This window comes from Mycobacterium asiaticum DSM 44297 (assembly GCF_000613245.1).
Taxonomy (GTDB): Bacteria; Actinomycetota; Actinomycetes; order Mycobacteriales; family Mycobacteriaceae; genus Mycobacterium; species Mycobacterium asiaticum.
In genome coordinates this window covers 61,348-85,171 of the sequence record NZ_HG964938.1, presented here as the reverse complement: position 1 = coordinate 85,171, position 23,824 = coordinate 61,348, and the positions used below count along the sequence as shown (strand labels likewise).

General features: G+C 64.9%; 26 protein-coding genes and 2 pseudogenes. 20 read left to right on the top strand and 8 right to left on the bottom strand.

The window, feature by feature from the left end:
• Positions 1-54: 54 nt before the first annotated feature.
• The 3 genes from BN972_RS30875 to BN972_RS19280 all read right to left on the bottom strand — a co-directional run bounded on the left by BN972_RS30875 (position 55) and on the right by BN972_RS19280 (position 1,415).
• Positions 55-180 (bottom strand): hypothetical protein, encoded by a 126-nt coding sequence (locus BN972_RS30875; protein ID WP_261785922.1) that lies wholly within the window; start codon positions 178-180, stop codon positions 55-57.
• Between the two features lie 309 nt (positions 181-489).
• On the bottom strand, positions 490-963 hold the full coding sequence (locus BN972_RS19285) for a hypothetical protein (RefSeq protein ID WP_142277053.1): 474 nt from the start codon (positions 961-963) through the stop codon (positions 490-492).
• 143 nt (positions 964-1,106) lie between these two features.
• Positions 1,107-1,415: a hypothetical protein gene (locus tag BN972_RS19280; protein ID WP_036361470.1), complete on the bottom strand. Its 309-nt coding sequence runs from the start codon at positions 1,413-1,415 to the stop codon at positions 1,107-1,109.
• 1,128 nt (positions 1,416-2,543) lie between these two features.
• Here BN972_RS19280 and BN972_RS19275 point away from each other — a divergent pair.
• The 3 genes from BN972_RS19275 (at position 2,544) to BN972_RS27820 (ending at position 5,535) form a co-directional block, all read left to right on the top strand.
• Positions 2,544-3,575: an MBL fold metallo-hydrolase gene (locus tag BN972_RS19275; protein WP_142277054.1), complete on the top strand. Its 1,032-nt coding sequence runs from the start codon at positions 2,544-2,546 to the stop codon at positions 3,573-3,575.
• 132 nt (positions 3,576-3,707) lie between these two features.
• Positions 3,708-4,292, top strand: a complete 585-nt coding sequence (locus BN972_RS19270) for a hypothetical protein (protein WP_083041857.1) — start codon at positions 3,708-3,710, stop codon at positions 4,290-4,292.
• Positions 4,293-4,344: 52 nt separating this feature from the next.
• Positions 4,345-5,535 carry a helix-turn-helix domain-containing protein gene (locus BN972_RS27820; RefSeq protein ID WP_080697011.1) on the top strand — a complete coding sequence of 397 codons (1,191 nt, stop codon included), beginning with the start codon at positions 4,345-4,347 and terminating at the stop codon, positions 5,533-5,535.
• Between the two features lie 480 nt (positions 5,536-6,015).
• Here the strand turns inward: BN972_RS27820 and BN972_RS19260 are convergent.
• The 3 genes and pseudogenes from BN972_RS19260 to BN972_RS29630 all read right to left on the bottom strand — a co-directional run.
• Positions 6,016-6,153 (bottom strand): annotated as a pseudogene (locus tag BN972_RS19260) (adenylate/guanylate cyclase domain-containing protein); the annotation flags it as partial.
• Between the two features lie 128 nt (positions 6,154-6,281).
• A complete protein-coding gene (locus BN972_RS19255; protein ID WP_036361461.1) occupies positions 6,282-7,631 on the bottom strand; it encodes a ParB N-terminal domain-containing protein in 1,350 nt (449 codons plus the stop codon).
• The gene (locus BN972_RS29630) at positions 7,628-8,125 is read right to left on the bottom strand and encodes a hypothetical protein (protein WP_158086306.1); all 498 of its coding nucleotides are present in this window, start codon (positions 8,123-8,125) and stop codon (positions 7,628-7,630) included. The genes BN972_RS19255 and BN972_RS29630 overlap by 4 nt, the downstream gene beginning before the upstream one ends.
• A 449-nt stretch (positions 8,126-8,574) precedes the next feature.
• Here BN972_RS29630 and BN972_RS19240 point away from each other — a divergent pair, with 449 nt between their 5' ends.
• The 13 genes and pseudogenes from BN972_RS19240 to BN972_RS19180 all read left to right on the top strand — a co-directional run bounded on the left by BN972_RS19240 (position 8,575) and on the right by BN972_RS19180 (position 18,213).
• Positions 8,575-8,964 (top strand): hypothetical protein, encoded by a 390-nt coding sequence (locus BN972_RS19240; protein WP_036361454.1) that lies wholly within the window; start codon positions 8,575-8,577, stop codon positions 8,962-8,964.
• Between the two features lie 122 nt (positions 8,965-9,086).
• Positions 9,087-9,377 (top strand): hypothetical protein, encoded by a 291-nt coding sequence (locus BN972_RS19235; RefSeq protein ID WP_142277056.1) that lies wholly within the window; start codon positions 9,087-9,089, stop codon positions 9,375-9,377.
• Positions 9,378-9,711: 334 nt separating this feature from the next.
• Complete coding sequence (locus tag BN972_RS19230; protein ID WP_142277057.1) at positions 9,712-10,143, top strand: hypothetical protein; 432 nt, start codon at positions 9,712-9,714, stop codon at positions 10,141-10,143.
• A 128-nt stretch (positions 10,144-10,271) separates the two neighbouring features.
• Positions 10,272-10,736: pseudogene (locus BN972_RS19225) on the top strand (HNH endonuclease signature motif containing protein); the annotation flags it as partial.
• 21 nt (positions 10,737-10,757) lie between these two features.
• Positions 10,758-11,927 (top strand): CaiB/BaiF CoA transferase family protein, encoded by a 1,170-nt coding sequence (locus tag BN972_RS19220; protein ID WP_036361445.1) that lies wholly within the window; start codon positions 10,758-10,760, stop codon positions 11,925-11,927.
• An 80-nt stretch (positions 11,928-12,007) separates the two neighbouring features.
• Entirely contained in the window at positions 12,008-12,571 is a 564-nt protein-coding gene (locus tag BN972_RS19215; protein WP_036361443.1) for a hypothetical protein, read from the top strand.
• A 9-nt stretch (positions 12,572-12,580) separates the two neighbouring features.
• Positions 12,581-13,285, top strand: coding sequence for a hypothetical protein (locus BN972_RS19210; RefSeq protein WP_036361441.1), 705 nt, complete (start codon positions 12,581-12,583; stop codon positions 13,283-13,285).
• Positions 13,282-14,490, top strand: coding sequence for a cytochrome P450 (locus BN972_RS19205; protein ID WP_036361439.1), 1,209 nt, complete (start codon positions 13,282-13,284; stop codon positions 14,488-14,490). The genes BN972_RS19210 and BN972_RS19205 overlap by 4 nt, the downstream gene beginning before the upstream one ends.
• A gap of 1 nt (position 14,491) precedes the next feature.
• The gene (locus tag BN972_RS19200) at positions 14,492-15,460 is read left to right on the top strand and encodes a zinc-binding dehydrogenase (protein WP_036361437.1); all 969 of its coding nucleotides are present in this window, start codon (positions 14,492-14,494) and stop codon (positions 15,458-15,460) included.
• Positions 15,457-16,197, top strand: coding sequence for an HpcH/HpaI aldolase family protein (locus tag BN972_RS19195; RefSeq protein WP_036361435.1), 741 nt, complete (start codon positions 15,457-15,459; stop codon positions 16,195-16,197). The genes BN972_RS19200 and BN972_RS19195 overlap by 4 nt, the downstream gene beginning before the upstream one ends.
• Complete coding sequence (locus tag BN972_RS19190) at positions 16,194-16,583, top strand: nuclear transport factor 2 family protein (protein WP_036361433.1); 390 nt, start codon at positions 16,194-16,196, stop codon at positions 16,581-16,583. Before BN972_RS19195 ends, BN972_RS19190 begins: the two co-directional genes overlap by 4 nt.
• A gap of 2 nt (positions 16,584-16,585) precedes the next feature.
• Entirely contained in the window at positions 16,586-17,305 is a 720-nt protein-coding gene (locus BN972_RS19185) for an SDR family NAD(P)-dependent oxidoreductase (RefSeq protein ID WP_036361431.1), read from the top strand.
• Positions 17,287-18,213: an alpha/beta hydrolase gene (locus BN972_RS19180; protein WP_036361429.1), complete on the top strand. Its 927-nt coding sequence runs from the start codon at positions 17,287-17,289 to the stop codon at positions 18,211-18,213. The genes BN972_RS19185 and BN972_RS19180 overlap by 19 nt, the downstream gene beginning before the upstream one ends.
• Here BN972_RS19180 and BN972_RS19175 read toward each other — a convergent pair.
• The gene (locus BN972_RS19175) at positions 18,203-19,303 is read right to left on the bottom strand and encodes an alcohol dehydrogenase catalytic domain-containing protein (RefSeq protein WP_036363368.1); all 1,101 of its coding nucleotides are present in this window, start codon (positions 19,301-19,303) and stop codon (positions 18,203-18,205) included. The genes BN972_RS19180 and BN972_RS19175 overlap by 11 nt on opposite strands.
• 14 nt (positions 19,304-19,317) lie before the next feature.
• Here BN972_RS19175 and BN972_RS19170 point away from each other — a divergent pair, with 14 nt between their 5' ends.
• Both BN972_RS19170 and BN972_RS19165 read left to right on the top strand, forming a co-directional pair.
• The gene (locus tag BN972_RS19170) at positions 19,318-19,779 is read left to right on the top strand and encodes an acyl-CoA thioesterase (RefSeq protein WP_036361428.1); all 462 of its coding nucleotides are present in this window, start codon (positions 19,318-19,320) and stop codon (positions 19,777-19,779) included.
• A 29-nt stretch (positions 19,780-19,808) separates the two neighbouring features.
• The gene (locus BN972_RS19165; protein WP_036361427.1) at positions 19,809-20,246 is read left to right on the top strand and encodes an SRPBCC family protein; all 438 of its coding nucleotides are present in this window, start codon (positions 19,809-19,811) and stop codon (positions 20,244-20,246) included.
• Here the strand turns inward: BN972_RS19165 and BN972_RS19160 are convergent, their stop codons facing one another.
• Complete coding sequence (locus BN972_RS19160) at positions 20,247-20,954, bottom strand: GntR family transcriptional regulator (protein WP_036361425.1); 708 nt, start codon at positions 20,952-20,954, stop codon at positions 20,247-20,249. It abuts the gene before it with no gap.
• A 168-nt stretch (positions 20,955-21,122) separates the two neighbouring features.
• Here BN972_RS19160 and fadD5 point away from each other — a divergent pair, with 168 nt between their 5' ends.
• Positions 21,123-22,787, top strand: coding sequence for a fatty-acid--CoA ligase FadD5 (gene fadD5 / locus BN972_RS19155; protein ID WP_036361423.1), 1,665 nt, complete (start codon positions 21,123-21,125; stop codon positions 22,785-22,787).
• A gap of 298 nt (positions 22,788-23,085) precedes the next feature.
• Positions 23,086-23,823 (top strand): MlaE family ABC transporter permease, encoded by a 738-nt coding sequence (locus tag BN972_RS19150; protein ID WP_390176232.1) that lies wholly within the window; start codon positions 23,086-23,088, stop codon positions 23,821-23,823.
• The last annotated feature ends 1 nt before the right edge of the window (position 23,824 follow it).

The window sequence follows — 23,824 nt, the reverse complement described above, 5'->3', positions numbered from 1 at the left end:
CCCGGTGGGGCCGGCGCTCCCCGGCTTAGTCGTCGATTATGTCCGCTGCGGCGTTCAGATCGACGGCCAGTCGGCGCGCTGCCGCCGCGTCCAGGCCGTCAACGGGTCGAGGATCCCGATCTCCGGGGAACTGCGGTACCACTCCCCGTCCTCGATGGTGTCCTCGCACTTGATCGTCACATCTTCGCCGACTCCCTGGAGCCAGAGCAGCGCGGTGCCGTCAGAGGTGGGCCCTTCCATTCGGGTTGGGCGTCGGGCGGTATCCACGGCGGCGGGGTGGGGCCGATGTCGGCGAGGTCGTCGATAACCGCCTATCCGATCACACTGGCCGGCACTGTTCGCAGCTCTGGCAACGACTCCCTCGGGGAATTAGTAGCGGCAGGCGCAACGTCCAAAAACGTTGGACGTCGCGCCAGCGGTCGCGGTTCTAATCAACGACAGAGTTGTGCCGACGCCGCTCGGTCACCCTGATCACCACATCGACTGGTATTACGGGCACTCGCCCGCGTGGACGCAAAAGCATTCTGGGCACATGGCGCTGCGGATATCAGCCTGCTCACGCTCCCGGCGGCCGTCATCGTCAGCCTCGATGGGCCAACTCGGTGGTGCCTGGCGTTCGTACCAGGCCAGGTCGGGGAATGTGTTGTACTCCCCTAGGTGGCTCCCGGTGCGACACCGTGCAACTTCGACTCCCTTCGTTTTAACCACACGCTCGACTGCGGCGGCGTCGCTGGGGTCGATGTCAGGCTCACCCACCGCCTCCTGGAGCAGCGCGTAGTGCGCCCAGATCGCGCGGCGGGCAGCCCCGCGCTTGACGCCGCGGTCCTCGCTGACCACCTCGTCGGGGTACAGTGCCAGCACCCTCCCCAGCGTCCACCCCTTGATGTAGAGGAGCCGGGCGGCCTCAGCGCGAGTCTTTGCGTTGGGCCACAGCGCCAATCGGCGTTCAACTACTTGGTTCACGGTCGCTCCCTTTTGCGCTTACGGGCACACCCCGGATTGCCTTTCGACGGACAGGACGAGAGCGAGACCGGACTGCACAAGCCTCGCGTGGCCTAATGCGTGGCCGCGTTCTATGGCAAGGCTGTTCGGTCGTGCATGTATACCTAGCTGGGGACCATCGCGATGGCACCCGAGGTTTGCGCCATCCCGTCGGGGTCCAATTCGAACGCTTCGATCAGCTTGCTAATCAAAACCGGAGGCTTGGTATTCGGGCTGTTGGGGCACAGGCCCATATGGAACGCCACCACCCAGGCTTGTAGGTAGACGGCTTGTTTGGTTCGGGTGGGGATAAGGCCTTCGTAGTGATCCTCTGGGTGCGCGGGAGCTGGCCCGTTCCAGCGCAGTCCTCGGTGAACCACCACATCATTGATTAGCGGAATGGCCTCGTAAGCCGACCAGGCGTGGTTGGTCATACCTTTCCTATCGAATAGGGATGGGGGCATTGACGAACGCGCGCTCGCTATCTGCCGTTTGAGAGTCCCCCCGGGAACCAGTGTTCGCTACGTTGCCGTGTCCCGAGCAGGTGAGGCGGACGTTAACAGATGACCCCTGGATGACGCTGCGGAATCGAGGGAGCCGTGGCGGCCGGCGCCGCGTCCAACCCAGGTATGGACGATGAAGAACGGTCGGCTCTGTGGGCTGAAGGATTCGACCCCGACGACCCGGCTGTCGTCAGCGCCATAGATATGGTGCGGCGGGAACGGTCGCTTCGGTCGCAACGGTGGCCGCGTTCAGTTGGTGCTGCCCAACGGTGTTACCCTGCCCCGCCACGGCGTGCTGCTCGAAGTTCGGAAGGTCTGTTCCGTCAAGAACAGACCTGGACCGGCTAGACCCCGCGGCGCCCACTGCAGCGCCTGATCGAGCCGTTAATCCACCGCCGGTAAGCTCGCGGTGACGCCGCGGGATAAGGCGCGCGGCCGTCAAACACCATGCTCGCCAAGCTGTTCACGATCTAACTGTCAACGGCGGGCCACTCGTCTCCGACGGCGACTGGGCGTATCTCCCATTTGGGCCGACGCGCCTGAGGATGGGGAGCAATGGCGGATCAGACATCGGCCGCATGGAACCCGCTCGTTGAGCGGACCACTAAGGCCTGGTTTGGCCCGAGGAAGCGCGCACGGGAATTGCTCTCCGTTGAGTCGCGCCCTTCCCCATTGCCTGCGGCCGGGTTCCTCGACACGGTCTGGAAGCTCTTCGGCCAACCAGCGTCCAACATCACAGGGGTTCGCTTCATCGATTTTGTCCACGGCGACGACGGGTTTCGGTACACGATCGCCCTCTGCTCCACCCTCTCGGACCCAGTCCTACGGGACGTGCTACACCATCGTGCATCAGACGTCGTTGCTAAGACTGGGTGGTACCCCTTGGTGACCGGCGAACGCTTAGGGAGTGCTAGGTGGGTTCGCAGCCGCGTGGCAAGGTCAGTCCGCCTCAAGATAGACGGCCCCTCGTCGATCGTATCGGTCGAGTCCGCAGGGTCCGGCGCTGAGGCCGGGACCGCAATCCGGGTGCGATTCGACACAGGGTCAGCACTCCTCGACGTGGGCTTCGGACCCGGACTCGTCAGGGACGCGGACGACGTAGCAGTCCTGCTTTCGCACGGGCACCGCGATCATGCCGGCGCCGTTTTGGAGGGTTTCATTGGTGACCTGCCCATCGTCATGTCGAAGATCACTTGCCTCCTTCTCGGCTCGCGTGTCGACGGGATCGGCCCCCTAACACTGGTCGAACCTGGCCTCGGTTTCCGGATCGGCGTCATCCAGGTTGAGGCGGTCTCGGTGCCGCATGTTCCAGGTTCGGTCGGGTACCTGCTCGACGATGGGCAGCGTGCTCTGCTCTACACAGGCGATGTTGTATTGCGGACCGCGCGTCATTCGGTGGAGCCGGAGCTCCTCAACGTTTTGCCGCAGGATCGTCAATGCACAGTTCTGCTTGACGCCACGATGGCCGGCCGGCCGGCTGGTGCAAGCAACCACGAAGTGGCTAGAGAGGTGTTGTCACTTGGGGCTTCCGACATCGTATTGGTCGGCGCACCAGATCAGCTGACGTACGCGCTCGCTGACCTCTTCCACATCGGGAAGGATGGTCCTCTACGGGGCACGGTCAGTTACCTCGCCTCCGGGACAGTCCGCAACGTCGTAAAAGCCATGCACGACGCCTTCATCCGCCGAGATCATCCGTCCCTTGATCCGCTACTGCGTGCTCAGTACGGCACATCCATGTCAGCGTGGGCAGAGTCTGTTTGGCTCTATTGGCTCGACCACACTCAAGCCCTACCAGCGGGTCGTCGGATTTGGCTCGTCGATCCAAGCGCCTCAGGCGATCGATTCGCCGCGCCACCCGAGGCGCAAGTGCTGTTGATCGGGCGACGTGCAGACCTAGCCGGGCAAGGCATCGATACAAGTCCCTGGACCGCGCATTCCAGCGAGGAGACGCTGATTGACTTCGTTCGCCTCCTTGAGAAACGAGGCGTCCAAGTCGTGCTCTTCCACAACTTCTCCCGTCGGTTGAAAAAGTTCGCCCGCTCGCATGCGCTTGCGGCGAAGGCCCTACAAGGGTCGATCCAGCTCTGATACGAGGTAGCGCGCGACCAGTGGGCGACGTGGGCGGCCGGCGCGGATGGGTTATTGAAGTCGGTGACCCGCCGGTGTGACAAATAGTTGAAACGGTTTCAGGCTTATGTCACACTCACTACCGTGATTCGTATGCACAACCTAGCGGATGAGATTCGCGAAACTTTCGAAGATCGCGGCTGGAAGATCGAGAAGGCCGTGAGATTGGATGACGCGTTCACCCAGTCGCGCAGACCTCAGTCATCCCTGAGCCGGGCTCTTGTCCTCGACGCGATCGAGGAGGCGACCAGCCGAATTGGGCTGGGCTTTAGGACGGTGAGCGGTGGGGGATGCGACGTCATTGACCTCGTGGACGCTTCCGACCGTCGCTTCCGTGTCCGCAAGGCAGAGACCGACCCCGAGACCGGCGACTACATAATCATCGCCGGGTCGGACGCCATCATGACCATTGACGCGGAGCCCGACTCGCTAATCGTCCCGGAGCGATGGGTTCTCGGCTACACGGTCAATGACGAGGGCCTGGTCGCTGACATCTTCGCCGCGAGGATCTATGGAATCACCGACGACGCCGTTCCGCTTCTCGAGCTTGGTCCCGCGACTGCGCTCGGCGGCGGTTTCGCACCTCCGCCGTCCGGTGGCGGCTTTCGGCCCGCCGATGAAGACGACCTGGGCGACGAGGACCTGGGCAACGAGACCGGCGAATCCAACGCCAGCTAGCCGCATCTAGCGGCAAAATCAGCCGACCATTCCCTCCACATCCCACGCTGTCGTGGGGCGCGCCAAGCGAAACGGACGCCTAGTTGTGAACGTTTACCCGAACTACACGCGCATACAACGCCTTCGCACCGCCCGCGGTCTGACGCAAGCTGAACTCGCAGAGCGATTAGACCTACCCGCCAGCGCCTTCTCCCGGGTGCTCAGTGGGCAGCTGTCACTCGACAGCGTTAACGCTCAACGGTTGGCGGACGCACTCGAATGCAGCACCGACTTGTTGAGCCGGCCCCCGTCTGACCCGCTCCATACGCGGCCGTGGCTACGCGCGTACGCCGATGCGCCGAAGAAGACCGTGGAGCAGTATGTTGCCGACACCTTGCTCGCGTTGGAGTTCATCAATGACCTGCGCCTCAAGCGGCTTCCAGAACGACTTCCGGCCTTCGCCGGCGACCTGAACGACGACAACGAGATTGAGGAATTCGCCGCCGCTGTGCGCGAGGCTGCCGACGTGCAGCCCACGGAGGCCGTTCCGAACGCAACGCGCGCTGCAGAGCGGCTTGGATGCGTGGTCTTGCCGATGGAAAACGAGTTGGGTAGGCACCTGGGCATGTCGCTCTCCGTCGACGGTGTTCCTGTGATTCGAGTCAGCCGGCCTTCTGGCAGCGGAGGCGTTCCTGGTGATCGGCAGCGTTTCACGCTGTCCCACGAACTCGGACACGTGACCCTCCACGGCTCGTCCGCCGCGCCCGAGACGGCGGACCAAGCCAAGGCATTCGAGAAACATGCGAACCGTTTCGCGGGTGCTTTCCTACTTCCCGGTGAGTCTTTCCTTGAAGACCTGGACGAAGTAGGAGGAAGAGTCACCCTTGCCACGCTGGCACGGCTGAAGGAGCGGTGGGGGGTGGCGATCAAGGCGATGGTGATCCGATTGCAGCAACTGCATCGCATCGACATGGAGCATGCGCGAAGCCTGTACAAGCAAATCTCTGCTCGTGGCTGGAGGAAGGAAGAACCGGTGGAGGTCGGGAACGAGCGCGCAATTTGGCTCGCTCGGGCACTGTCGCAGCGATTTCCGGGCGACGACCCAAATGCACAGGTTGCCGAACGCACCGGACTGCACCGGTCATACTTCGACTCGTGGACGGACTGGGAGCCGAAGGCGGACGCGACGGTCATCCACCTCCACCCGCGGACCGGTGGTCAAACCTCCAGGGCTCGCGGCTCACGCAGTGTCACTCGCCTATAGGTCTAACGCCGCCCGCGTGGGTGGGCGTATTGCGCCTACCGCCGCGGCCGATCGAGGACGGCGCGTGCAAGCAGTCGGCGGCCGGGCCGCGCAGGCTCGAACCAAAAAGTGCCCGGACTACGCGGAAACCGTCCTCGCCGATGCCAAGATTTGCAGTCGCACGAATTTGGCAGCAGCGCAAGTCGGGCTGAATTCGAAGCCTTCAAGTTTCGGCGGTGAAGGCGCGATAACGGTGGCTGCGCAACCAGAACGAACGCCATGTTGGTAGTGCTGGCTTCGTGCACCACCATCCCGAATGCGGCACGAAGCGAACCGCCGACTTGTCCACAGTCCGAAGTTCAATCACAACCAAGGGCCACACATCCCTGCGGAAGGTGGATACCGCGAAGCAATTCGAATCTGCCCACGTCGCCGCGAGACTTCTGCGAGCGGACGCAGCCCCGGGAAGTCGCGTCAGTTCGACCGAGCACCGTTGCGTGGTTACGACACGACGGCGAGCAAGTGCCATTCACCGGGAACGCCTTTGAGTTCATAGGCGCCGCGCTCCTCGAGCACCAACCCTGACCCGATCACCAGGTCGCGCAGGGTGCTGGACACCAGCACGTCGTTGGGTCCGACTGTGCGCTTAGGCGCGCCGCCGATCCCGCTGATGTCGGCGAGGTCCACGCACAGAGCGAACAGGGGCTTCGTCCACCGCTCGAATGCGGTTCCGCGACCTGCCTGCCTCACCTAGACCAACAACGACACTACTTGGCGGTGCCCTTATCGATAAATGGACCGACTTTCGCCTGTTCAACGAGGTAGCTGTACGCGGTCTCGCGAGTCTGACGTGTGTTGCTGAGCGATGTTCCGGTCACTCCCGCAGGGCCATATTGTTCGATGAGGATCTTGCCCACCCACTGTGGATTGTTCCGACTCATGAAGCCGTACTTGACCTTCTTATCTTTCCCGGTGACCTTATCTTTCTCGGTGACCTCCACTGTGCCAGCAAGGCGTGCAATGGCGTCCTTCCACTCAGTGCGGGTCTTCCAGTCCTGCTTTTGCGCCCGATAGCTAATCCAAAGGTCTTTCGCCAGGCGGAACAACGGGTGGAACATTATGTTCGATACGGCGAACGTCTTCGCGCGCGCCTCCTGCCGGACTTCCTGAGTCGCACCGGCTTTGGCGGCGGGGAAATGGTTGGCGTACTCGTTAAAGAACGCCGCGAAGAACGCCAGGAAATCATCGTAGGCTCCCGTTTTCTCGTTCTCCTTCTCGAGGTTGACCAGGAGCTTCTTGAAGTTGTCAGCGGCGGAGATCAGCGTGTTGTTGGTGACGAGCTTGCGTGAGTCGGAACCGATGTTGTTCGCGCGCATCTCGACCTCTTTGTCGCCGAAGACCGGACTGACGCGCATCAGTCCGCCGAGTACGAACCGGCGCGCCGGTGTCTTCGTCGGGTTGAGCGTGTTGCCCACGGCCTTCTGCGGCGGACGCGCGTCGAAGTTGAATTGGTCGTACAGCCAACCTTCCTTTTCGGGCGAGAGTGAATAGATCTCCAAGAACAGCGAAGCCTTCTTCGGATCGAAGTCGATGAGCATCTTCTGGATCTCGTTCTTCTCCACCGGCACGTCGTTCACCGTCACCCTGGTAGGAATCGTCTTCTCGTCGCGCTTCCATTCGGTGAGCAAGTAATAGGCGAGGTGTCGGTGCGCGGTGTCGGGAATGACGATGTCGCCGAAAAGGCGCAATTCCTCCGTCGTCGGGTCATACTCCGGCGCGGGGTCGTCCTCCTCGATGCGCGCGTTCCAGATCACAGTGCCGGAGAACAGGTCGCCGCGCAGATACTTCACGGCCATCTCCTCGGCCCGATGACGGCTCACCTGCAAGGTCGGGTCGGTCAGCGGAAGCAGGACGCTGTACGTGTTGGGGTCGTCCTGCACCTTCTTGAAGCCGCGCTGGTACTCGGGTGCGTATCGTACGACCGACCTCTTTAGGAGGCGCGCCAGCATGGACACGGGGATGACCGCGCGGTAGATCCGGCCGATCCCCGGCATGTCGACGTAGTCGTGCACGTTCTTGACGACTGCTGTGGTGTCGATTTCGGTTTGGATGCTCATTTCGCTCCTACTCCTGTTCGTTGTGTTCGTTGTGCTGCCAGCGTGTGTGCGTGGCTGAGTTGCTCGAACGACCATCGTTCGATTCGGTGCCTCACCGATGCGAGGTGCCCGTCGATATGGGCATGTGTGCGTGCGAGGTATGCCTGCACGTCGGCGCGCGATGCGCCGTCGCGGACAAGACGACGCGCTATCTCGTCCTCCTGTACCAGGACGATTCCCAAGGCGGCCCCAACACGTTCGAGCGTCGCGATCGACCCGAGAATCGTTTTCGGCGACTCACTCGCTACGACCTCGATCGCGACTACCGGGAGCTCCCCAAAGGCCGGACCGTAGCAGCTGCCCAGCAGCCAAACGCCGTCTGCGGGAAACCCACGGCTGTGCTGCCGGCGCGGCTCAAACCCGTACCACCGACCCAATTCCTCGAACATCCGCTGTGCCTCGTTATGTCCCGCTAACATCTCATCCCTTGGTCGTTCGTCGAACTCCTGATACATCAATATACACTTTTGATGCATCATTATCTTCAGATGATGTGTGGCTTCGCTCGAAGTTGGTACTGGAGACCGCGGGTCGGGACGGCGAGGGTGATCATCGCCTGTCTCTCGATCGCGGCGAGCAGCGACGGGAAGACGTTCGGGGGAGGGTCGCGCTATTTCAAGACGCCGCCGATGCGGCAGCCTTGGACGCTGCGGGGACCGGGTCGCAGATCGGCCTCCACGACTGCAATGGCTGACGTCGCTCGGACCAGGCCGACCGACGGCCTGAGATCACGTGGCCGATGGGCAACGACGTCGGAGCTTTAAATGTTCTTTAGCCAGTCGACGACACCAACGACCCAACACCGCAAAGCAAGTTCGATCCTCAATGCGCCGATTGACGGCGGCCACTGTCATCGCGCTAGGTTGGCGGCCATGGACTCAGACTTAGCTTCGATCCGACGCAAATGACCCCCAACCAAGGCGACTACGGCCTTTGGATGAGTTGCCAGCACTACAGTGGCTGCGGTCGCGACCGCCGCGAACGCGAGCAGAATCTCTCTAGCCGCTGGCCAGGGCAGCGCCCCCGTTACGTCGCGGCCGAAATCGCCACGCTGGTTGCGCTTTGCGACGAGCTGCCCCCGCATCGGGGCCACCCGTTCGTCGCCAGATGGAACGGCGACAGCTGGGAGACCGTTGGCATGGTCTGGCCTGACGGCCACGTCGAGATCAAGGACAAATCGCGACCGGACAAGTACGACCGGTTGCGCCGCGGCGAAGGCAAGTCCGGCTATCCGGCGAGCTATCCCTCTTTCGATTCCATTGCCAGAGATGACGCACCCACCAAGTACGTCTGACTGTCGCGTAGACCGAACGCGGGCACGCAGCGCAGTCGATTCTGATGTGTCCACGCGGAAGCGCTGCCAACACCAAGCTAGCCTTCGGCGTTGGCACCGGCGAGACCCTGAAAGCTGTAACCATGGAACGCATTAAGTGGCACACCACGGAGCTGAACACTCCGGTGGCGGGAATGAAGTCGCAGACCGCCGCTACCACCAACGGCCCGGTGAAGTGGGGCACCACCTCGGTCGGAACCTTCGTCATCATCTGCGACAGCGGCGCGCCAGAGGGGCAGGAGCGCACGGGGCGCGATTACGCGGTCGTACTGCATGAGCGCGGAGGCAAATTGCGGATCATCGCAGAGCGAGTCAGCCTTAACGCTGCCGCCGAGGAGTGTCGCGCAGAGATAAAGCGGCTGCGAGGCCACTGATCGTCCTCGCCTGCTATCCGCGTAATGGCCTGGCCGCGTCGGAAAATGATCTAGAAGGTTCTGAAGCATTTCGCAACAGCTGATCGATAGGCACTTTGACCTTCGTTATATGCCATACGCTCTGGAAGGGCAAAACCGAGAGGTCAGATCACATGAGTGAGCGCCGACGGCGAACAATGGGTGACCGCGGCGCGCTACCCGACCCCATACGCAACATCCGCTACGGGTTTGAAGAGCCGCCCGGCGACATACCCGCGTGGCGGCAGGTCAGATCGGCACTGCCGCCGCCGCCCAAACAACTCAGCTTGTGGGACCGGATTGGAAGTTGGTTCGCATGAGGGCCGACAGGCCATCTCCCGAACCGCGCGTCGTCTACGGGTACAACCTGCTCGTAGACCAGAACGGCGAAAAAACTACCTACAAGGACATGTACGTTGACATGGCGTCGGCGCTTGGATGGCCCGCATGGAAGCCCGGTCATGCGTGGTTCAAGCTGCTGCCGCTCGCGGAGATCGGCACGCTGTGCGGGCTACGGAACGAGCCGTGCCTGTCCGCGCTGGTGCGTGAGCAGGACCGCATCCGCATCGGCAAGGGCTACCAGACGGCGCACTTCAACTGCCACGGCGTGAGCCTGGTGGGCCACACCGTTGGCGGCGACTTCGATTGCCCGCGCTGTGTGGAGGGCGGCCCGCATTGGGAGATCATTCAGAAAGCCGCGAAGGCCGAGACCCGGCTGGTCCGGGCCCACACGTACCGACACTGGTGAACGGCGCATAGGCAGGTAGCGACCCAACCCCACGCCCGAACTGGAGACAGGTCCGCCGTCGCAGCGTCCAACAGGTATGGACAGTATGGCCTCAACCGATTTGGCTTGCAGAGTGTTCTTCGGCCAATCGATGCCACCATTTACTCAAGACCTTCGGCGGCTGGCGTGATCGACAGCTCCCTGACGGAACCGTGATCTGGACTTCGCCGACCGGTCACGTCTACACCACCCAGCCGGCCGGCGCAGATCTGTTTCCGGAATTGAGCGCACCGGTGCGCGCGCTGCCGGTAGGCAACCGATGCAACAGATCCCAACAACGGGCCAGCCGAATCAATCAGGCGCGCAAGCACAATCGCGAGCAGCGCCCGCTCAACGAGCGGCGGCGCCGGCTGGAGGAAGCCCGAAAACGCGAGTTGGAAAAGCGTCGCTTCCGAAACCGCATGCGCGACATGCTGGTCATCTTCAAGGGTGCGCCGAGCACCAGCCCGTTCTGCAAGTGGGTGAACGATCCCCACGAACCCGAGGTACTGCCGGATGACTGGGAGCCGGAATTTCCGACACCGGATCCGCTGCCGGACGATCCACCTTTCTAGTGCGCGGTTAGGGTTTGATTCATGGCCGGACCGGTGGAAGGCATCAAGGTCGTCGAACTCGGGGTTTGGGTGGCGGGGCCGGCGACGGGCGGCATCCTGGCCGACTGGGGCGCGGACGTCATCAAGATCGAGCCGCCGAGCGGTGATCCCGGGCGCCTGTTCGGGCGGATGCTGGGTTGCGACCTGGGCGTGAACCCGCCGTTCGAAATGGACAACCGCTCCAAGCGCAGCATCGTGCTGGACGTCACCACCGAGGCCGGTCACGGTACCGCCCTCGAATTGCTCTCCGACGCGGACGTTTTCATCACCAACGTGCGACCGGGCGCGCTGCAGCGGCTGGGACTGGACTACGAGTCGGTAGCCGCCACGAACCCCCGCCTGGTCTACGGACTGATCACCGGCTACGGCGACAGCGGACCCGACGCCGACCGCGCCGCCTACGACGTGGCGGCCTTCTGGTCGCGGGGCGGCATCGCGCACCTGCTCACCAGGCCCGGTGACACGCCGCCATTCCAGCGCGGCGGCATGGGCGACCATTCGGCCGGCATGACCCTGGCGGCGGCGGTCTGCGCGGCGTTGCTCGCCCGCGAGCGCACCGGCTCCGGCCAACTGGTGACCACGTCCCTGTACCGCCAGGGCGCTTACACCGTGAGCTTCGACCTCAACACCTACCTGCTCACCGGCCAACCCATCGCGATCGGACAGCGCGCGACAATGGGAAATCCGTGCATGAACAACTACGCCGCCGGGGACGGGCGGCGTTTCTGGATCGTCGGCCTCGAGGTCGACCGGCACTGGCCCGCCTTATGCCGGGTGGTGGGCCGGACCGAGTGGCTGGACGACCCCCGGTATGCCGAGGCCCGCGGCCGTGCCGTCAACGCGGCGCAACTGATCGCCGAACTGGACGCAATCTTCGCGACCAAGCCGCTGGCCGAGTGGTCGGAACTCTTCGCGGCCGAACCGGATTTCTTCTGGTCACCGATTAACGCCATCGAGGACGTAGTCGCCGACGAGCAGTTCCACGCCGCCGGCGGGATCGTCGACGTGCCGGACGGCGATGCCAGCGTGCCGATGGTGGCAACCCCGGCGGATTTTCGCGGAACGCCCTGCTCACCGCGGTCCGTGGCGCCGAAACTCGGTCAGCACACCGACGAGGTCCTCGCCGAACTGGCCGCCCGGCGCCGGCCCTGAGCGCCCCGCAATAGCTTTACAAATCTCCCTAAAACTGTCACGCTGTCCAATGCCCTGACAGCGCGGCGAGGAAGGGATCGATGGGCACTCCAACGTTCGACATCAGCGGGCACCCTGCGAACCGTGCTCGCCGGACCTCCGCCGACGGCGAGATTCAGCGGCATCGGCTGGACGTTTTCGCAGTCAGGCCGGATGACGTCCTACAGACAACCGGCGGCTGGCTCTTCGACCGGGCGATGGCGGGCTGGCAGGTGAACGTGATGCTCCCAGGCGGCAGCGGCGACGGCGGCGGCAGTGACGACCGGTCGCTGCGCATCCTCGGCGTGCAGGTGCTGGACCTGGAATCGGAATTGGACCCGTCGGCACCGCTGAGCCAGAGTCTCGCCGTCAGCGGCGAGGCGTTCATCGCCCACGAGTGCCTGCGCGAAAAGATGCGCAAGGCCATGGGCAACCGGCTGGTCGAAGTCGCGCTGTGGGGCCAAGGCTGGCCCCTCGGAATCGACCGCGCCCTCGTCCGCACCGAGTACCAGCTCAGCGCGGCGGCCCGGGCCTTCAAGGGGCAGGCGTTGCGGGCAGCCGGAATCGCCTTCCGGGCAATCGATCCCATCGAAACCTTGTTCACCGACTCAGCCTGGCTGGGCTGACGCATTGCGATGAAGAAGTATTTCGGCCACACCCTGCTCTACCTGCACGAGACGATCGAGCTGGGCTCCGGGCGAAGCGACCGCTTCACCGAGGTCTTCGTTGACACCTATCAGCCCTTGATGGAAGAACTGGGCGCCAGGCTCTTCTCGATCTGGGAAAGCACTCCCTACAACGGGCATTGGCCGCAGGTGACGATCATCTGGGAGATCGACGCGTTCGCCGATTATGCGCGGATCGGCGCCGCGCAGGCGCGCGGCGGCAGCCACGAGGCCGCGGCCGGCAAGTGGTCGGCGTTTCTGGCCGACATCGGCGCCAAGGGCGAGGGCCGGATCATGTACGCCGGACCGAGCAATAGGACCTTGGCTCAGCTGCGCGAAACCAATTTCGATGCGTCGCTGGTGATTCAGGAGATCATGCAGACCAAGCCGGGCCGGCAGGACGACTACATCCGCGAACTGGAACGGCTGTATGTGCCGTGGTCGGAGCGCACCGGCAAACATTGGCTCGGTTCCTTCACCACGACCTTCCGCTTCAACGAAGTGATCCACTACTGGGCGTTGGAGGGAGGTTGGGAATGTTTCGCCAACCACTACCCGTCCTGGAAGGACAGCCCGCCCGCCGAGATCGTCACCTGGATGAGCATGGCCCCGGCGCTACGTGACGGTTGGGAGGACTCCATCCTGCAGGCGCTACCGCCGTCGCCACTGCAGTGAGTTTCTCCTACGACCCGTTCGACGCGCAGGTGATGGCCGATCCGCTGCCGTACTACCGCACGCTGCGCGACGAGCATCCGGTGTACTACATGCCGCAGTGGGACACCTACGCGTTGTCTCGCTTCGATGACATCTGGCGGGTGCTGGAAGTCAACGATGGCACCTTCGTCGCCTCGGAAGGAACGCTACCGGCGGCATCTGTTCTGGCCCAGCATAATTCCGGACCGGTACCCGACCCGCCGCTGCATCCGCTGCCGTTCCATGCGATGTTCGACGCGGACCTGTACGGGGAGATCCGGCGTGCCCACTCACAACCGCTGCGGCCCAAGTCGGTCGGGTCGCTGGAGAGCAGGATCCGTGCGCTGGCCAACGAACGCCTCGACGAGCTGATCCCACGAGGTTCCTTCGATCTGACCCAGGACTACGGCGGCATCGTGGTCGCCTCGATCGTCTGTGAACTCCTGGGTATCGCAACAGATCTCGCCCCGCAGGTATTGGCCGCCGTCAATGCCGGCAGCCTGGCCGAACCCGGCGAAGGGGTCGACACCGCCGAGGCGCGGCCGAATTATCTGGGATTCCTGGTTCCAGTGGTCGAGCGGCGTCGCGCGGCGAAGGACGGCGCCTTGCCCGTCGTCGATGGCCTGCTCGCCTACCGGCTGCCCGACGGCAGCGCACTCGACGACACCGAAGTGGCCACCCAGATGCTCTGTATCTTCATCGGCGGCACCGAAACCGTGCCCAAGATCGTCGCGCACGGGCTGTGGGAACTCAGCCGCCGGCCCGAGCAGCTGGCGGCGGTCCGCGCGGATCCGGCGGCCAACGTGCCGGTCGCCCGCGAAGAGATGATCCGCTATTGCGCACCGGCGCAATGGTTCGCTCGAACCGCCCGCAAGCCGTTGACCCTGCACGGCCACACCATCGAACCGGGACAACGCATCATCACCCTGCTGGCATCGGCCAACCGCGACGAGCGGGAGTACCCCGACCCCGACCAGTTCATCTGGAACCGGCCGATCAAACGCTCCCTGGCCTTCGGACGCGGACAGCACTTCTGCATCGGCTACCATCTGGCCAGACTGGAAGTCGCCGTCCTGATCCAGGAATGGCTGCGCCGGGTTCCAGAGTTCGGCGTACGCGCCCGCGACGCCACCCGGTTGCCCTCCAGCTTCCAGTGGGGCTGGAACAACATTCCGGTGGAGGTGTGACGTGTGGTCCTACCGGATCATCGCTCCCTACCTGTTCGAGCGGCACTCAATTCCGGACAAGACGCCCCAGGGCCTGACGGACGGTCAAGTGCTGCTGAAGTTTCAGGCCGCCGGCATCTGCGGTAGCGACCTGCCCGGGTTCCGCGGCGCCAAGGGAAGGTTGCCCGGCGACGACGGCCGCAGCGCCGCGGACAAGGACGGCTTCCCCATTCACGAAGTGGCCGGCGAAGTCATCGCCAGCCGGCATCCCGAGCACCGGCCGGGTGACCTCGTGGTGGGCTGGGCATCGGGCTTCGACGGCCTGATGGAGCGGGTGATCAGTGACGGCGACGGGCTGGCCCGCTACGACACCGCCCTCACCCCCGCCCAGGCGGTCGGTCTGCAACCGCTGGCCTGCGTGCTGTACGCATGCGAGCAGCTGCCGGACTTCTCCGGACGCCACGTGGCAATCATCGGCCAGGGCTCCATCGGACTGCTCTTCTCCTACGTCGCCAAGGCCGCCGGCGCCCGGAAGGTGACCGGAGTCGATCCGGTGGACCGCGAAAAGCTCTCGTACACTTACGGTGTCGATGACGCGGTGCGCGCCACCAGCGACAGGTGGGTGAGTCAACTGGCAACCGAGGACCGGCCCGATGTGGTGGTCGAGGCGGTCGGCCACCAGGTGGCAACCCTGGGGCACGCCATCGAAGCCGTCGCACCGGGTGGGACCGTGTTCTATTTCGGGGTCGCCGACGACCCGACGTATCCGATCGACATGCGGGCGATGCTGCGCAAGAGTTTGACGCTGAAATCCGGTGTCACGCTGGACCGCCGGCGCGTTCTTGAAGCCGCGGGCCGGTTCGCGGCCGAACACCCGGGCCTGCTCGAGAATTACCTCACCCACACCTTCCCGGTCGACCAGGTCCAGCAGGCGTTCGAGCTGGCCTGCCAACCGGTCCCGGAGCGGGTGAAGATCGCGGTCACGGTATGAGTGTGTTCCGCAATATCTCCAAGTCACCGATCTGGGGCGGTTGGGTGACCGGGCCGACCGAGCTCGGACCGCGGGAATTCGCCCGTGCTGGTTACGATTACGTCGGATTCGACACCCAGCACGGATATCTTGACGATGCCGACGTTGCGAGCCTGCTGCGCCACCTCGAACACGTTCCGATTGCGACCGCGGTTCGGCTGCCCAACGCGGACCCGGCACCCATCGGGCGCGTGCTGGACGCCGGTGCCGACGCCGTGATCATCGCCATGATCGAGTCGGCCGAGCAGGCCGCGGCCGCGGTGGCCGCCACCCGCTACCCCCCGGCCGGCGTGCGCAGCTTCGGTCCGCTGCGGGCCGACCTGGGCCTCGATCCCGCCGCACTCGAATCCCGGGCGAGCGTGTTCGCCATGATAGAGACCAGCGCGGCGGTGGCCGATATCGAAAACATTTGCGCGGTAGCTGGTTTGACCGGTATCTATATTGGACCCGCGGATTTGGCCAGCTCTGTCGGTGCGAATGTCCTAGGGGCTACCAACGATGAACGGGTGCTCAAGGCCATTACCCGTACCCGCGAGGTGGCCACCGCCGCCGGACTGGTCACCGGCATCCATGCCAGCGACGGCAAGACCGGAAACACGATGGCGCGACTCGGCTTTCAGATGATCACCCTGGCATCTGAGTCGCAGGCTCTGCGTCGGGGAGCGGCCGAACACCTACGCGAGGCGACCGGCAAATGAGTGACGTCGAAGCAATCCGCAGCCTGTTGTCCGAGTACGCGCTCGCCCTCGACGCGGGCGACTTCGACGGGGCCCTGCAATTGTTCGCTGCCGACGGCGAATTCCAGGTGTACGGGCAAACCTTCAAAGGCCTCGACGACATCGGCGCGATGTTTCGCGCGGCACCCCATGGTTTGCATCTGACCGGGGCGTCGCGTCTCGAAATCGCCCACGACACCGCCAGGGCACGGTCCCAGGTGTTGTTCGTCAATGCCGTTACCCAGCAACTTCGTTCGGCTCTCTACGACGACGAACTGGTACGCCACGACGGCCGGTGGTTGTTCGGCCGCCGGCGGTGCCGGTTCGTCACGGGCACCGGACTCAGCGACACACCGGAGGCACCGTAACGATGACGCGCGTCGCATTGGTCACCGGAGCCGCCGGGGGACAGGGCCGGGCGATCGTGCAACGGCTGCGGGCCCGCGGCTATTTCGTCGCGGCGGCTGACCTGCGGGCCGACGAACTGAGCGCAGCGGTCACAGGGTCAGCGGACGACGCGGTGCTTGGCATCCCACTGGACGTCACTGATCAGCGGCAGTGGGAGGCCGCCGTCGCCGCTACCGTCGACCGATTCGACGGCCTAACGACACTGGTCAACAATGCCGGCCTGCTGCACCGCGCCGCACTGGCCGACGAGACGGCCGCGGATTTCGAAAACTCCTGGCGGGTGAACTGTTTCGGCGCGTTCTTGGGCATGCAAACTGCGCTACCACATCTGCAGCGGGGGGCGGCGATCGTCAACATTTGCAGCACCGGCGCGGTGCGCCCGTTCCCGCAGCACTGCGCCTATGGTTCGGCGAAGTGGGCGCTGCGCGGCCTGACCCAGACCGCCGCCGCCGAGCTCGGCCCGGCCGGCATCCGCGTCAACGCCGTCCTACCCGGACCGATCGCCACCCCGATGCTTGACGACGACGTCCAGCAGCGGCTGGCCGCGGTGGCGATGTTTGGCCGGCTGGGCCGTCCCGCCGAAGTCGCCGACGCCGTCGCCTTCCTGGTATCTGAAGACGCGTCGTTCATCACCGGGGCTGAACTGGTCGTCGACGGTGGGCAATGCCTCCAGATCCGTTGAGCGTCAGGCAAGTCGACCGGCTGGACCCGGAGCTGCGCCAAGTGGCCTTGACCCGCACCCTCTTCACCGCCGACGCGATCCCGCTGATCCGTGAGTCGATGAATCAGCGGCGCGCGCAGGCGCACCACGACGTCGCCGGTGTGAGCGTTGAACACGAGGTTGCCGCCAATGTGCCGGTGCGTATCTACCGAAGCGGTGACACGGAGGCGCCGGCGGTCGTCTACTGCCACGCGGGCGGGTTCGCGCTAGGCAATTTGGATACCGACCACCGGCAGTGCCTGGAACTGGCCCGCCGCGCGCGGTGCTGCGTGGTGTCCGTCGACTACCGGCTGGCACCCGAGCACCCCTTCCCGGCGGCGCTGGACGACGCGGCCACGGTGCTGAACTGGCTGGCGGACAACGCAGATCGCCTGGTTGTCGACGCAGCAAGGATCGCGGTGGCCGGCAGCAGCGCGGGTGGCGCCCTCGCCGCGGGCCTGGCCCACCGGGCTGCGGACGGCCAGTCACCGCCGGTGGTATTTCAGCTGCTCCATCAACCCGTGCTCGACGATCGCCCCACCTCGTCCAAGACCGAGTTCAGGACAACTCCGGCGTTCGATGGCGAAGGCGCCGAGTTGATGTGGGGCCATTATCTGGCCGGGCAGTCACCGAATGCGCAGTCGGTGCCGGCTCGTCGATCCCAATTGACCGGCATGGCATCGGCGTTGATCACCTGCGCCGAGATCGACCCGTTTCGCGACGAAGCGGTGGAGTACGCGTGCCGCCTGCTGCGCGCCGGTGTTTCCGTCGAACTGCACGTCTTCCCCGCCGCCTGCCACGGGTTCGATTCGCTGCTGCCGCAATGGCATGCGTCGCACCGCCTGTTCGCGCTGCAAGGCGACGCCCTGTCGCGGGCGTTCAGAACGTGATGAGCTGACGCACGGCGATGCCGTCGGCCAAGTGGTCCATTGCCTGATTGATGTCATCGAGGCGGATCGTCGACGACACCAGGGATTCCACCGGCAGCCGGCCCGACCGCCACAGCGCGACGAACCGCGGGATATCGCGACTGGGCACCGCCGATCCCAGATAGCTGCCGATCAATGACCGGCCCTCGGCGACAAAACCCAATGGCGACAAGCTGATCCGGGCGTCCGGCCGGGGCAGGCCCACGGTGATCGTCCGCCCACCTGGCGCAGTGAGCGCGACCGCGGTCTCAAGCGCCAGCGGGTGCCCGACGGCTTCCACCACCACATCGGCCTTGATACCCGCCGCCTGTTCCGGAGTGTAAGTTTCGTGCGCGCCTAAATTGGTCGCGGTGAGCAGCTTTTCGGGCAACTGGTCGACGCCGATGACTCGCACGCCATCGTAGGTGAGTGCGGTCAGCACCGCTGCCATGCCGACGCCGCCCAACCCGACGACCGCCACGGACTGGCCCGGCCGGGGATTGCCCACGTTGAGCACCGCGCCCCCGCCGGTCAGTACCGCACAGCCCAGCAGCGCCGCGACGCCGGGTGGCACGTCGGGCGGCACCGGCACCGCGCTGGCCCGATTGACCACGGCGTGCGTCGCGAAGCCGGACACCCCGAGATGGTGATACACCGGGTGGCCCTCCCGGCCCAGCCGGATTCCGCCGCCGAGCAGCGTGCCGGCGTTGTTGGCGGCGCTACCCGGTTCGCAAGGCGTCATGCCCTCGGTCGCACAGCCCGCGCACCGGCCGCACCGCGGCAGGAACACCAGCACCACCCGCTGACCGACGGCCAGGTCCGCAACGCCCTCGCCGAGGACCTCTACGATCCCCGCCGCCTCGTGGCCCAACAGCATCGGCACCGGCCGCACCCGATTGCCGTCTACCACCGACAGATCCGAATGGCAGATGCCGGCGGCCTCGATGCGGACCGCGACTTCGCCGGGACCGGGCCCGTCGAGGTCGACGTCGACGATGCTGATCGGCCGCGATTCCGCGTACGGGCGGGGCGCTCCGATGCGCTGCAGCACCGCGCCCCGGATGCCAAACATGTTGGAATACAACCATGACGTCAGTGCCGGACGCGAACGATCTCACCAGCGCCGACTTTCCGGTGCACTGGCCGGTTCTCACCCGCTGGGCCGACAACGACATGTTCGGCCACCTGAACAACGCCGTGTACTACCAGCTCTTCGACACCGCGATCAACGGCTGGATCGCCGGCGGCGCCGGTGTTGACCCGCTGACCATCCCGGAGTTGGGCATCGTCGCGGAATCGGGCTGCCGGTATTTCGCCGAGCTGGCCTTCCCGGAGCGCCTCAGTGTGGGGCTGGCCGTGACGCGACTGGGGCGCAGCAGCGTCACCTACCGCCTGGGGCTGTGGAAGGAACAGGCGGCGACCGAGGACGCGCGGCCGCTCGCCGCGCTGGGTCACTGGGTGCACGTCTACGTCGACAGAGTCGGCCGCAGGCCGGTGCCGATTCCCGACGCCATCCGCTCCCTGCTGGCCACCGCCTGCCTGAATTAGGCGGCGTTTGCCGCACGTATGCTTCGCCAATGCCAGTTATGAGCAAGACGGTCGAGGTCAATGCCGACGCCGGCGCCATCATGGGCATCGTCTCCGACATCGAGCGGTACCCGGAATGGAACGAAGGCGTCAAAGGCGCCTGGGTGTTGGCCCGTTACGACGACGGCCGCGCCAGCCAGGTCCGGCTGGACACCAATCTCAACGGCTTCGAGGGCGTCTACATCCACGCCGTTTACTACCCGGGCGAAAACCAGATCCAGACCGTGATGCAGCAGGGTGATCTGTTCGCCAAGCAGGAGCAGCTGTTCAGCGTGGTGGCCACCGGCGCCAGCAGCCTGTTGACGGTCGACATCGACGTCGAACCCAGCATGCCGGTGCCCGCCCCGATGGCGAAGATGCTGCTGAACCAGGTGCTGGACCAGCTGGCCGCCAACGTCAAGCAGCGGGCCGAGCAACTGGCTAGCTGACTATGAACTAAAGATCCCGGTCCGGTCCAGCGTCTCGGTCAACCGGCGGGCGGCGTCGGTGAACTGCCACACCGTGTGTTCGACCACCGCGACGGCGTCCCGGGCCCGCAGGGCGGCGACGAGCCGGCGATGGTTGTCGATCGCTGACTCACCCCACTGCGGATCGGCGGCGTACAGCTGCGCCGGCATGTAGCGCGCGGCGTTCAGTAGGAACCATGCCAGCTTGATCCGGCCGCTGGCCTGGTTGAACACGCGGTGGAAGGAGAACTCGAGCGACGCGATGGCATCGGTGTCGGCGGCTGCCACCGCCGCCGCGAGCAGGTCGTTGATGCGTTCGAGCTCGGCGATGTCGCGTTCGGTGATGCGGTCGGTGGCGGTGACGGCCAGCTCTCGTGCGATGGTGGCCTGCAGCCAGAAGATGTCCTCGATGTCCTGGCGGGTGAGCGGCAGCACCACATGCCCCCGGTGTGGCTCGAGCTGCACCATCCCCTCACCGCGCAGCTTCAGCAGGGCCTCGCGCACCGGCGTGATGCTCACCCCTAGTTGGGCCGCGGTCTCGTCCAACCGGATGAAGGTGCCGGGGCGCAACGTCCCGGACATGATCGCGGTCCGCAGGTGGCCCGCCACCTCGTCGGACAGCTGAGCCCGGCGCAGCGGACGGCGCTTCCGGGACTTGTGCTCCGGGGCAGCCGAAAGAGGTGCGTTCACGTGGCCTGCCAGGCCTTTCAGCGGCGTATCGGGTCTTTATTCGGCTCTTGTTAAGGACTTCCAGGCCCGTTAATGTGACCCAGACAACACATGTTTTATCAAATATCAGCCTGGCGCAAGCGGTGCGTATGTATACGGAAGACAGCTAAGGGACTTGAGGGGAACTAGTTGACCGCGCAACTGGCCAGCCACCGGACCGAGACGTCCGGCCAGGCTCAGGGCCTCGCTCTCGAGCAGCCCTATCGCGCCCGGCGGCAGAACTGGGTCAATCAGCTCGAGCGGCACGCCATGATGCAGCCGCAGGCACCTGCGCTGAGATTCCTCGGGCGCACGGTGACCTGGGCCGAACTGCGGCAACGGGTGGTGGCGCTGGCCGGCGCGCTGAATCGTCGCGGCGTCGGATTCGGCGATCGGGTGATGATCCTGATGCTGAACCGCACCGAGTTCGTCGAGTCGGTGCTGGCGGCCAACCTGCTCGGCGCAATCGCCGTGCCGCTCAATTTCCGGCTCACCCCCAGCGAGATCGCCTTTCTTGTGGAGGACAGCGGCGCCCGGGTGATCGTCACCGAGGCGGTGCTCGCTCCGGTGGCAGCGGGTGTCCGGGGGATCGCCCCGTTGCTGGAATCGGTGATCGTCGCGGGGCATGCAGCCGGGGCGGTGCGCGACGACGATGTCCTCTTCTATGAAGACCTTATGAATGAGGCGGGCGATGAGCCCGCGCCGGTGGACATCCCCAACGACTCGCCGGCCCTGATCATGTACACCTCCGGCACCACCGGACGGCCCAAGGGTGCGGTGCTTACCCACGCCAATCTGACCGGTCAGACAATGACGATGCTGTACACCAGCGGCGTCGACCTGAATAACGACGTCGGTTTCATCGGTGTCCCGCTTTTCCACATCGCCGGCGTCGGAAACCTGCTCTCCGGGATGCTGCTCGGCGTCCCGACAGTGATCTATCCACTGGGCGCGTTCGATCCCGGGCAGCTTCTCGACGTGCTGGAAGCCGAAAAAGTGACCGGCCTGTTCCTGGTGCCCGCGCAGTGGCAGGCGGTGTGCGCGGAGCAGCAGGCCAAGCCACGGGACCTGCGGCTGCGGGTGATGTCGTGGGGCGCTGCGCCGGCGCCAGATGTGTTGCTGCGGCAGATGTCCGAGCTCTTTCCGGGCACCCAGATCCTGGCTGCCTTCGGCCAGACGGAGATGTCGCCGGTCACCTGCATGCTGCTCGGCGACGATGCCATCCGCAAACGCGGCTCGGTCGGCCGGGTCATCCCGACCGTCGCGGCCCGCGTCGTCGACGACGACATGAACGACGTGGCCATCGGCGAGGTCGGTGAGATCGTCTATCGCGCACCGACACTGATGAGCGGGTACTGGAACAACCCGGAAGCCACCGCGGAAGCTTTCGCCGGTGGCTGGTTCCATTCCGGGGATCTGGTCCGGATGGACTCCGACGGCTACGTGTGGGTCGTCGACCGTAAGAAGGACATGATCATCTCCGGCGGCGAGAACATCTACTGCGCCGAGGTGGAGAACGTGCTCGCCGGTCACCCCCGCATCGTCGAGGTCGCCGTCATCGGCCGGGCCGACGAGAAGTGGGGCGAAGTGCCCATCGCGGTGGCCGCTGTAACGGACGGACCCCTGCCGATCGAAGAGCTAGATGAGTACCTGACCGAGCGGCTTGCGCGCTACAAGCACCCCAAGGCGCTCGAGATCGTAGACGCACTGCCCCGCAACCCCGCCGGGAAGGTCCTCAAAACTGAATTGCGTTTGCGGTACGGGGCCCGTTCCGGTCCCGAATTTCGTTCCGCGGCAACGGATTGCGCATCATGAGAGGGAGTCGACGGGCCAGAAAATGTTTGCCAGGTGCTGACGTGACACCATTTGCCGACTTGGTATACACACCTAGCCGACCATCGGGTACATTCCTGTGGTCTCCGTTACTACCTGTCGGTAGGGAGCCGTTGGTCACACACTTTGGGTCGGGGCAAGGAGGAGGCGTGCGACACCATCCGCCGCAGCGCCGTCGCATTTCTGCTTCCGCTGTGAGGGGGCAATCGTGACGACATCCTCATCCTCGCGTCCCCACCTGGTGGGCTATCTACGCGATCAACTCGAGACACCGCTGACAATGATCGGCGGTTTCTTCCGCATGTGCGTTCTGACCGGCGCGGCACTGTTCCGCCGGCCGTTCCAGTGGCGCGAGCTGATCTTGCAGTGCTGGTTCATCATGCGGGTCGCACTGCTGCCCACCATCATGGTCTCGATCCCGCTGACCGTGCTGCTGATCTTCACGCTGAACGTGCTGCTCGCCCAGTTCGGCGCCGCCGACCTATCCGGTGCCGGCGCGGCGATCGGCGCTGTCACCCAGCTCGGTCCGCTGACCACGGTGCTCGTCGTCGCCGGAGCCGGGTCCACCGCCATCTGCGCCGACCTCGGCGCCCGCACCATCCGCGAAGAGATCGACGCCATGGAGGTGCTGGGGATCGACCCGATCCACCGCCTGGTGGTGCCCCGGGTGATCGCCGCAACGGTGGTCGCCACCCTGCTCAACGCGCTGGTGATCACCGTGGGCCTGGTCGGCGGATACCTGTTCGGCGTGTACCTGCAGAACGTTTCGGGTGGGGCCTACCTGGCCACGCTCACCACCATCACGGGGCTGCCCGAGGTGCTGATCGCCATGATCAAGGCGGCGACGTTCGGCCTGATCGCCGGCCTGGTCGGCTGCTACCGGGGCCTGACCGTGCGCGGCGGGTCCAAGGGTCTGGGGACCGCGGTGAACGAGACCGTGGTGCTGTGCGTGGTCGCGTTGTACGCGGTCAACGTCATCTTGACCACGATCGGGGTTCGATTCGGGACGGGGCGCTGAC